At 52.6% G+C, this 228-nt stretch carries 1 protein-coding gene; it reads right to left on the bottom strand.

Features of this window, described 5'->3' with window-relative positions; genetic code table 11:
• The coding region (locus tag FHD02_RS24300) for a transposase (RefSeq protein ID WP_220394403.1) at positions 1-228 on the bottom strand (228 nt) is incomplete at both ends.

The raw sequence follows: 228 nt of genomic DNA, 5'->3' as shown, positions 1-228 counted from the left end.
TACAGAGCATCTTCCATCGCGCCATCGCTCAGGTTGTACCAATGCTGCATGCAGTGAATGCGTAGCATGGTTTCCAGCGGATAAGGTCGCCGGCCATTACCAGCCTTGGGGTAAAACGGCTCGATGACTTCCACCATGTTTTGCCATGGCAGAATCTGCTCCATGCGGGACAAGAAAATCTCTTTTCTGGTCTGACGGCGCTTACTGCTGAATTCACTGTCGGCGAAG

The organism is Citrobacter sp. EC_71, assembly GCF_019584005.1.
Lineage (GTDB): Bacteria > Pseudomonadota > Gammaproteobacteria > Enterobacterales > Enterobacteriaceae > Citrobacter > Citrobacter werkmanii.
The sequence above is the reverse complement of the archived record's forward strand: the minus strand, read 5'-3'. Positions and strand labels throughout refer to the sequence as shown.